This window comes from Komagataeibacter ossonobensis, assembly GCF_057359305.1.
This window is the reverse complement of sequence record NZ_JBXAYQ010000115.1, coordinates 1-1,261: the sequence shown is the minus strand read 5'-3', so window position 1 is coordinate 1,261 and position 1,261 is coordinate 1. Positions and strand designations below refer to the sequence as shown.

General features: G+C 56.3%; 3 protein-coding genes. All 3 read left to right on the top strand.

The features are described from left to right. The coding region (locus AC1RQ9_RS18910) for a hypothetical protein (protein WP_485988128.1) at nt 1-245 on the top strand (245 nt) is incomplete at its 5' end. 1 nt (nt 246) lies between these two features. After that, nucleotides 247-828: a cytochrome b gene (locus AC1RQ9_RS18905; RefSeq protein WP_217420212.1), complete on the top strand. Its 582-nt coding sequence runs from the start codon at nt 247-249 to the stop codon at nt 826-828. Continuing rightward, on the top strand, nt 818-1,261 hold a 444-nt coding region (locus AC1RQ9_RS18900), incomplete at its 3' end, for a VIT1/CCC1 transporter family protein (protein WP_485988130.1). The genes AC1RQ9_RS18905 and AC1RQ9_RS18900, both read left to right, overlap by 11 nt.

Genomic DNA, 1,261 nt, shown 5'->3' with positions numbered 1-1,261 from the left:
CGGGGAAACAAGCTCAGTCCATCACATTTGCGATCCGGTTTACCGAAAATGGCCGTAGCTTGCACATATTCTGCGATGTCATTAGGTCACGGGCGCCACACAGTTATCTGGATACAGGTTCCTTGCTCGCTGCCGGTGTCGTCGTGGGTTTACCATCTCCATTCGTTTTTTACAGTCTGAACACCAACGGACCGCAGGTATCGGCAAGGCGGCCAATCGTTCAGGTTCGCGTCATGTTTGAGTGATATGATCGTTCGGATGAAATACAAATCTGGCCTTTCCCCAGCACGTTATGACGCACCAACAATCATTTTCCACTGGGGATGCACGGCCATTATCATACTGCAGTTCGCAACCGCGAATTTATGGGGCCTGTTCCGGAACCCGCTACACCATCAACTGGTGGTGACCCACCTGACGGCAGGCATGGTACTGAGCGTTCTGTTTCCCGCACGCCTGCTATGGCGACTAGGCTGGGGACGGCAGATCTGCGCCGCCGATCGCTGGCTTGATGCCATGCTGGCACGCTGCGTGGAATACAGCCTGTATGGTTTAGTCCTGCTGGAAATCCTCCTGGGATATCTGTGGCGATGGGGCAATGGGCAGGCCATGAGTTTCCTGTCCATCCAGATCATGCCGCCCTTTGGCAGGTTTCCGACATCGACAGTCGGCATTCTGCACTGGCTGCACCAGTGGAATGGCTGGCTGATCATCGTGCTTGCCACGGGTCATGCGCTGGCCGCGTGTTTTCATTACTTCATTCTCCGGGACAATGTTTTTCAGAGAATGCTGCTGACAGGGAATGTATCCGATGAATATGGAAAGTAAAATACCGCTGCGCCCCAAAGAAATCCACGCGACCTCCCGTCTGGGCTGGCTGCGGGCCGCTGTTCTGGGGGCGAATGATGGTATCCTGTCAACATCCAGCCTGATCATTGGTGTCGCCAGCGCCCATGCGACACAGGGGAGCATCCTGCTGGCTGGAATTTCCAGTCTGGCTGCCGGGGCCATGTCCATGGCCGCAGGGGAATATGTGTCCGTTAGCTCGCAGGCGGATTCTGAGAAGGCTGACCTCGCCCGCGAAAAAAAGGAGCTTGGCAGTAGCTGGGACGCTGAAGTGAGCGAACTGGCCGGGATATACCGTCAGCGTGGCCTGGATGATATTCTGTCACGCAAGGTTGCCCTTCAGCTCATGAAGCATGATGCACTGGGGGCGCACGCCCGCGATGAACTCGGCATTTCGGACGCGACTGCGGCGCGC